The 7279-nt window shown below is 40.6% G+C and carries 8 protein-coding genes and 1 rRNA gene; 8 read left to right on the plus strand and 1 reads right to left on the minus strand.

The genetic code is table 11. The features are described from left to right. From rrf to miaB, 8 genes are all read left to right on the plus strand, one after another. Nucleotides 1-98: ribosomal RNA gene (gene rrf / locus ABZB17_RS18345) — 5S ribosomal RNA — on the plus strand; the annotation flags it as partial. Between the two features lie 688 nt (nucleotides 99-786). Then, the gene (locus tag ABZB17_RS18350; RefSeq protein WP_372652309.1) at nucleotides 787-1830 is read left to right on the plus strand and encodes an O-antigen ligase family protein; all 1044 of its coding nucleotides are present in this window, start codon (nucleotides 787-789) and stop codon (nucleotides 1828-1830) included. Continuing rightward, complete coding sequence (locus tag ABZB17_RS18355) at nucleotides 1817-2599, plus strand: Rossmann-like and DUF2520 domain-containing protein (protein ID WP_372652311.1); 783 nt, start codon at nucleotides 1817-1819, stop codon at nucleotides 2597-2599. The genes ABZB17_RS18350 and ABZB17_RS18355 overlap by 14 nt, the downstream gene beginning before the upstream one ends. Nucleotides 2600-2601: 2 nt before the next feature. After that, the gene (locus tag ABZB17_RS18360; protein WP_372652313.1) at nucleotides 2602-3132 is read left to right on the plus strand and encodes a KdsC family phosphatase; all 531 of its coding nucleotides are present in this window, start codon (nucleotides 2602-2604) and stop codon (nucleotides 3130-3132) included. Nucleotide 3133: 1 nt separating this feature from the next. Continuing rightward, nucleotides 3134-3709, plus strand: a complete 576-nt coding sequence (locus ABZB17_RS18365; protein ID WP_372652315.1) for a Maf-like protein — start codon at nucleotides 3134-3136, stop codon at nucleotides 3707-3709. Between the two features lie 124 nt (nucleotides 3710-3833). Continuing rightward, complete coding sequence (locus ABZB17_RS18370; RefSeq protein ID WP_372652317.1) at nucleotides 3834-4838, plus strand: sugar ABC transporter substrate-binding protein; 1005 nt, start codon at nucleotides 3834-3836, stop codon at nucleotides 4836-4838. 154 nt (nucleotides 4839-4992) lie between these two features. Then, a complete protein-coding gene (locus ABZB17_RS18375) occupies nucleotides 4993-5637 on the plus strand; it encodes a ferredoxin--NADP reductase (RefSeq protein WP_372652319.1) in 645 nt (214 codons plus the stop codon). Nucleotides 5638-5761: 124 nt separating this feature from the next. Further along, nucleotides 5762-7102, plus strand: a complete 1341-nt coding sequence (gene miaB / locus ABZB17_RS18380; RefSeq protein WP_045030330.1) for a tRNA (N6-isopentenyl adenosine(37)-C2)-methylthiotransferase MiaB — start codon at nucleotides 5762-5764, stop codon at nucleotides 7100-7102. Here the strand turns inward: miaB and ABZB17_RS18385 are convergent. Further along, nucleotides 7099-7279 (minus strand): hypothetical protein (locus ABZB17_RS18385; protein WP_372652321.1); only part of this gene is annotated, 181 nt, incomplete at its 5' end. The genes miaB and ABZB17_RS18385 overlap by 4 nt on opposite strands.

Consider the following 7279-nt stretch of genomic DNA (forward strand, 5'->3'; position numbering starts at 1 on the left):
AGCGACGGGGCACCACCTCTTCCCATTCCGAACAGAGAAGTTAAGCCCGTCAGCGCCGATGGTACTGCGTAAAGTGGGAGAGTAGGTCGCTGCCAATTTTATCCAAAGCCCGTGTTCAATAGAGCACGGGCTTTTTTATTGCAAAAAATTGCGGTTATCAGCAATTATTATTAATTCTGTGCCGTTTAATAAATCAAATTGCAACCTGGCTAAATGAGTCTGAAAAATAACACTGCTGGATTCCGCGAAAAAAGCTTTTACTATAGCCTGCTGCTATTTGTTATAGTTCTGCCTTTTTCCGAAGCCTTGGTTAGCATTGCAGCTGTAATTCTGTTTCTACAATCACTACTATTTCAACCTGTAACTGATTTGAAAAAGTCGTTAAGCAGGCATAAATCAATATTCTATATTCTGGCAATATTTGGCGTGTATCTGTTGGGAATGCTTCAAACTCGCAATTTTGCCTTGTCGATGTACGAACTTAAGAAGGTCGCTTTCTGGGTAGTAATTCCACTCGGAATAATTCTATCTCCAAGGTTATCAGAAAAATGCTTTTATAAAGTAATAACAGTATTCTGCATCGCAGTTACGGTAGTAGCTGTAATTGCTGCTATACGCTTCATTTTTAAATCTACATTCAATATCTCCGACTTCAGAGATATTTCACTCATTTCACATATCAGGTACTCATATCAGGTGGCATTAGCCATATTCTGTTGCATTTTCCTTGTTATACGGAGTTCGAAGGAAAGAAGAAGATTTAAATACAGGTCAGTAATTATAACCATGGCAGTTTGGCTGGTGTTATTTCTTTTTCTATTGAAATCAATAACCGGAATTATGGCTTTTTGGGGTACGGTGTGTTTTTTGGGGCTTTATTATCTATTTACAGTAAAACGTAAATTCAACTATTTGCTTGTAGTTATACTTGCAATTTTGGTTGCATTACCACTACTGTATACGCAATCAGTTTGGGATGATTTTTATAACATTGAAAAGCTGGATCCGCAAACAGTAGATAAATACACAGCTTCCGGGAATCCATATACTTTTAATTTTAATTCGCAGGAAAAAGAAAACGGGCATTGGGTGCAAAGTTATATTTGTGCTGATGAGCTGCGAAAAGAATGGAATAAAAGAAGTGAGTGTAAATACGACTCGCTAAACATCCATGGCTTCAGTAATCAGTCCAATTTGGTGCGTTACCTTACAAGCAGGGGATTAAGAAAAGACAGTGCCGGAGTTAGCCAATTAACTGAGGCCGATATTAAAAATATAGAACTGGGAATTGCTAACTACATTTATGCCGAAAAACGTTTCTCGTTATATCCGCGGATTTACGAGACAATTTGGGAATACGACCGGTACAAAGCAACCGGAAATCCCAATGGTCAATCGCTATCACAACGTATTGAGTTTGTAAAAGCATCACTCGAAATCATTAAAACAAATATTTGGTTTGGGATCGGAACCGGAAACTGGAAGGCTGAATATGCGAAAACATACGATGAGCTAAACTCGCAACTAAAGGAGGAGAATCAGCGGTCTTCGCATAATCAGTACTTAAATTACATAGTAAAGTTCGGGCTGATAGGTTTCGCGGTCATAATGAGTATGATTTTAATACCCGTTTTTAAAGAAAACCAGGAGAAAAACCTGTTGTTATGGTTATTACTGGTTTTTATTGGAATTGCGAATTTAGGCGATGCCAATCTTGAAACGCATATGGGACTTTCATTCTTTTGTTTGTTTTACAGCCTGTTTCTATGGCATTCGCCGGAACAGATTAAAAATTTTACCTTTCAAGAAAACACAAATGAAAAAATATAACATAGGTTTTATAGGTGCCGGTAATGTGGCAACTCATCTCGCAGGTGAATTGAAAGAATGCGGACACGAAATTGTTCAGGTCTACAGTCGTTCCGAAGAGTCGGCAAAACAGCTGGCCGATCGCTTACAAACGACCTTCACTACTTCAACTGAAACAATCACAAAAGAAGCTGATATCTACATTGTGGCATTAAAAGATTCGGCAGTGGATCAGGTATTGAGCAAGTTCGGGTTTGGCGATAAATTGCTCGTTCATTGTTCGGGAAGTTTACCCATGAGTGTTTTAAGTCAATTCGCTAAAAACTATGGTGTTTTTTATCCTTTGCAAACTTTTTCGAAAAACAGAAAAGTGGATTTTAAGCAGATTCCCATTTTTGTTGAAGCATGTTCAGAAGGTAATCAGCATATTTTAGAGGAAATCGCACATGAAGTTTCAAAATCGGTAACTGTTCTCGATTCCGAAAAAAGAAAGAGCTTACACATTGCCGCTGTTTTTGCATGTAACTTTGCTAATCATTGTTATGCAATGGCTGCCAAATATCTGGAAACTAAAGAACTGCCGTTTGAAATCCTGCGGCCACTCATTATGGAAACCGCGCAAAAAGTGCAGGAATTGCATCCGAAAGAGGCACAAACCGGCCCGGCCATCCGTTTCGATGAAAACATTATAAACTCACACCTGAGTGAATTAAAAGAAATGTCCGATCTACAGGAATTGTACAATTCAATTTCAAAGAGTATTTTTGAGCATCATCAGGAAAAACAATAAGAATGTCGTTTTTTAAAGAAGAACTTACCCGCGTAAAAGCTTTTGTATTCGATGTCGACGGCGTATTGTCGCAAGACGTATCGCCGCTTAATGAAGAGGGCGACCCGATACGAACAGCTAACGTTAAAGATGGTTTTGCCATTAGAAGTGCCATAAAAGCCGGTTACCCGATTGCGATTATCACCGGAGGTTATATTGAACGTGTTCGCTTGCGCTACGAAAAACTGGGTGTGGAGCATTTTTACGATAAAGCACGCGATAAAGTAGCCTGTTTAAACGATTTTTTGGAAAAGGTGAACGTAGAACCTGAAGATGTGCTTTTTATGGGCGACGACCTGGTAGATTACAGGGTAATGCAGGCAGTAGGTATACCAACCTGCCCCAAAGATGCTGTAAGTGATATAAAAAATATCTCGAAATACATTTCGGACAAAAACGGTGGCGGAGGTTGCGTGCGCGATGTAATTGAGCAGGCATTAAAAGCACAACACAAATGGTTTACTCCCGAAATGCTAAATTCAAGAGCATTCTGAAATGAACTGGATACCCAAATATAACTTCATTCTTGCATCAAAATCGCCACGGCGGCAAGAGCTTTTAAAATCGTTGGGAATTGATTTTCAGGTGAAAACCAAAGATGTGGATGAAAATTACCCGCAGGAGCTTTCTGCTGATCAGATTCCGGGCTACCTGGCAGAAAAAAAGGCAAAGGCTTTTGCCAATGAACTAAACAATAACGATTTGCTGATAACAGCCGATACCATTGTTGTTTTAAACGGAAAAGTGCTGGAAAAACCGGATGATTACGATCATGCTTTTAAAATGTTATCTGAATTAAGCGGAAAAATGCACGAGGTAATAACTGGTGTTTGTCTCAGTTCAACCAAAAAATCGGTGGTGTTTTCGTCCTTAACCAACGTGCAGTTTAAACAGCTAACCAATACCGAAATTGACTATTACATTACCCATTTCAAACCCTTTGATAAGGCCGGTGCATATGGCATACAGGAGTGGATCGGAGCAATTGGGATTTCACACATCGAAGGATCGTTTTACAATGTAATGGGGCTTCCGCTTCAAAAATTATACGAGGAAATTCAAAAATTTTAAATCACCTCTTCAAAAGGTTTCATTATTTCTAATGTTATAAAACAACCTATTAAAACAATTTTAAAGGTTAACCTATCACCTGATAATTCGTAAATTGAATAGAAACTTAATTAAATTCAATAATATGAATTACAGGATAACATTACTCATCTTAGTTTTTCTTTCCGGACTTTGCTTTACTGCTTGCGATACCAAAGACGAGCCTGTTGAAGTAGGATTTTTAATCCATGCATTTGATAAAGAACGGTGGGAAAACGACCGGGACTATCTTGTAGAAGATGTTCAGGAACTTGGAGGAACCGTAAAAGTTATGAATGCCGAAAATGATGCCGATAAACAATTGGCTCAGGCAAAAGAACTGCTCGCCAACGGTGTTGACGTGCTAGTGGTAGTACCTGTAGATCAGTTTGCTGCCGCTGCTATTGTTGAAGCTGCACATGCGAAGAATGTAAAAGTTATTTCGTACGACCGTTTGATTAAAAATTGCAAACTTGATTATTATGTCTCGACCGACAACGTTGAAATTGGTTCGTTGCAGGCCAGTTATTTAACCACCATACAACCCGAAGGAAAATATGCTTTAATCGGGGGAGCAATGAGCGACAACAACAGCCAGTTGCTTTATCTTGGCCAGCGAAATGTGCTGCAACCTTTGGTTGAACGGGGCGACATTGAAATTGTTTATAACGAATTTACCAACGCATGGGAAGAAAACGAAGGGTATGAACATGCCAAAAGGTTATTGAAAGCACATCCGGATGTAAACGCAATTATTGCCGGAAACGACGAATTGGCCATGGGAGTGATAAGGGCCATTAAAGAAACAGGTATGGAGGATCAGATATTGATAGCTGGAATGGATGCCGATTTGCGAAACTTACGCGAGATTGTTGCCGGTCATCAAACCTGCACCGTTTATAAACCTTACGAAAAACTTGCTGCCACTACTGCCGATTTAGCAATAAAACTTGCACGCGATGAGAATGGCGAAAAAACATATCAGACAGTGAGTAACGGAGAAATGTTAGTGCCTACGGTTTTCCATAACGGAATGATCGTTAACAGGGAGAACCTTCAGCTGACCGTTATTTCAGAGGGATACCAAAGAGAGGAAGAGGTATACAATTAGTGTGAAGGAGGATTATTTGTTGAGGGATTCTGTTAGCAGGGTCCCTTTTTTTGTGGCGCTTTTTTATCAATGATTAATGTAAACCGCTAAAACCTTGAAGATTTGCCAATTATTTATACTTTTGCACCGATTTATTTAGAACAGGTCTTAATAATTGAAGAAACATAAAGTAACACAGGTCAGGCATTTAACCGATTCAACATTTGTAATTCGGTTCGAGCGAAATGGTATGGAGTTCCAAACCGGGCAGTTTGTATTGCTCGGAAGAAATGGAGCGGTAGACCGGCGTGAATATTCCATTTACAGTGGAGAGAACGACGATTACCTGGAAGTTTTGGTACGCGAAGTGGACGGCGGAAAAGTATCATCGAAATTAAAAAAGCTGAAAGCCGGCGATTTGGTTGATGTGGATGGACCGTTTGGTTTTTTTAAGTTCGATCCGTACAGTTTTCAGGTGCAGCAATTTTTGTTCATAGCCACCGGAACAGGAATCAGCCCGTTTCATGGTTTTGTAAAAACACACCCGCAACTGAATTACAAAATGGTACACGGTGTGCGTAAAGTTGAAGAAGCTTACGATCATGACGATTTTAATAAAGAAAGGGTAACTTTGTGCACTTCAGGTGAAAAGGGAGGCGACTTCCACGGAAGGGTAACCGAATTTTTGAAAACGAAGACAATAGAAGAAAATACAAACTGTTTTCTTTGCGGAAACAGCGAAATGATATACGAAGTGTTCGATATTTTGTCGGAAAAAGGAATCCCGACATCGAACATTTATACCGAAGTATACTTTTAAATATATAAACCTGTACATAGCAGGGAACAGAAATCACCCCTCTTTTAATTTTTCCGTCAGCTGGCGGAGAGATAGCTGAGGAACGAAGCCAGAAGGGTGAAACAGAGGAAAATAGATAGACAAAATGAAATATCACGTAGTAACCTTAGGGTGTCAGATGAATATGTCGGATAGCGAGCGGGTGATCTCGGTACTTGAAGAAGCCGGATACCAGTGGACCGACAATGAGGAGGAGGCAGGAGTGATTGGTATTTTGGCGTGCTCGGTACGTCAGAAAGCCATCGACAAAGTGTATTCACGCATTCATAAATGGAATAAGTGGAAGAACAATAAAAACCTGGTTACTTTTATTTCGGGCTGTATTTTGCCCGACGATCATGAGAAGTTCCTGAAACTTTTTGATATTACTTTCCAGATGAAAGACTTGCCCGAGCTGCCCAAAATGATAAGCAGTTACGGTATTACAACGCCAACGCATTTGAATGTGGGCATCGATCCGCATAACGAGAATATCGAAGATTTCTGGAACGTGCAGCCGCATTACCAGTCGAATTTCGAAGCGTTTATTCCAATTCAGAATGGTTGTGATAAATTCTGTACCTACTGTGCCGTTCCTTATACGCGTGGTCGCGAGGTTTCGCGCCCATCAAAAGATATTATAGCCGAAGTGGCATTGTTGGTAGCGCAGGGTTATAAATCGATTACACTGTTGGGGCAGAACGTAAATTCATACGGTCTGGATAAAAAAGGAGAGGAGCTGACTTTCCCGCAATTGTTACGCGAGATTGGAGAACTGGGAAAACGCATGAAGAAAGAATTCTGGTTATACTTCACTTCGCCGCACCCGCGCGATATGACCGACGAAGTAATTGAGGTGATTGCCGAATATCCCGTTTTGGGAAAACAGATTCACCTGCCCATGCAAAGTGGCGACGATAAAGTGTTGATGCGCATGAACCGCAAACACAACATGGAAAAGTATCGTCATATTGTGGAGACTATCCGTCGTATTATTCCGCAGGCAACTTTGTTTACCGATGTGATCGTTGGATTTACAGGCGAAACAGAGGAGCAGTTTGAAAATACGCGCAAGGCTTTCGACGAGTTTAAATTCAACATGTCGTACACAGCCATTTATTCGCCTCGTCCGGGGGCAACCAGTCACCGCTGGGTGGATGATGTACCGCTGGAAGAGAAAAAACGACGTCTGCATCAGCTTACGGAAGATCTGCGAAAACACAACCTGCCATACAACGAAAGTTTGGTAGGCCAAACCGTACGTATACTGGTTCGTGGCGAGGATCGCAAAGAAGGTTTCCTTACTTCGTATACCGAGGGCAAATTAACCATTCGTTTTGCCTGTACCGATAAATCGATGATCGGGCAATTTGCCGATGTTAAGATTACTTCAGCATCCGATTTCTCGCTGGAAGGCGAGTTGGTGGAAGTGGCCGCCAGTTGTTAGAAAAAGACTTTAGAATATATATTATAAAGATTCCATCTTTTTGAGAGATGGAATCTTTTTTTTTGATAGATCAAGTAACGTGATTCGCGCGGTAGCGGCTTTGGAATGGGCATTTTGCGCAGAAAATATGAATCTGAACCGTCAGGATTGATTTTTTGCGCAGAAAATATGAATCTG

It is taken from the genome of Draconibacterium sp., from assembly GCF_041583095.1.
Taxonomy (GTDB): domain Bacteria; phylum Bacteroidota; class Bacteroidia; order Bacteroidales; family Prolixibacteraceae; genus Draconibacterium.

Coding starts and splice junctions, on each gene's coding strand:
- ABZB17_RS18350 (WP_372652309.1), top strand. CDS start 787: ATGGCAGTTTGGCTGGTGTTATTTCTTTTTCTATTGAAATCAATAACC.
- ABZB17_RS18355 (WP_372652311.1), top strand. CDS start 1,817: ATGAAAAAATATAACATAGGTTTTATAGGTGCCGGTAATGTGGCAACT.
- ABZB17_RS18360 (WP_372652313.1), top strand. CDS start 2,602: ATGTCGTTTTTTAAAGAAGAACTTACCCGCGTAAAAGCTTTTGTATTC.
- ABZB17_RS18365 (WP_372652315.1), top strand. CDS start 3,134: ATGAACTGGATACCCAAATATAACTTCATTCTTGCATCAAAATCGCCA.
- ABZB17_RS18370 (WP_372652317.1), top strand. CDS start 3,834: ATGAATTACAGGATAACATTACTCATCTTAGTTTTTCTTTCCGGACTT.
- miaB (WP_045030330.1), top strand. CDS start 5,762: ATGAAATATCACGTAGTAACCTTAGGGTGTCAGATGAATATGTCGGAT.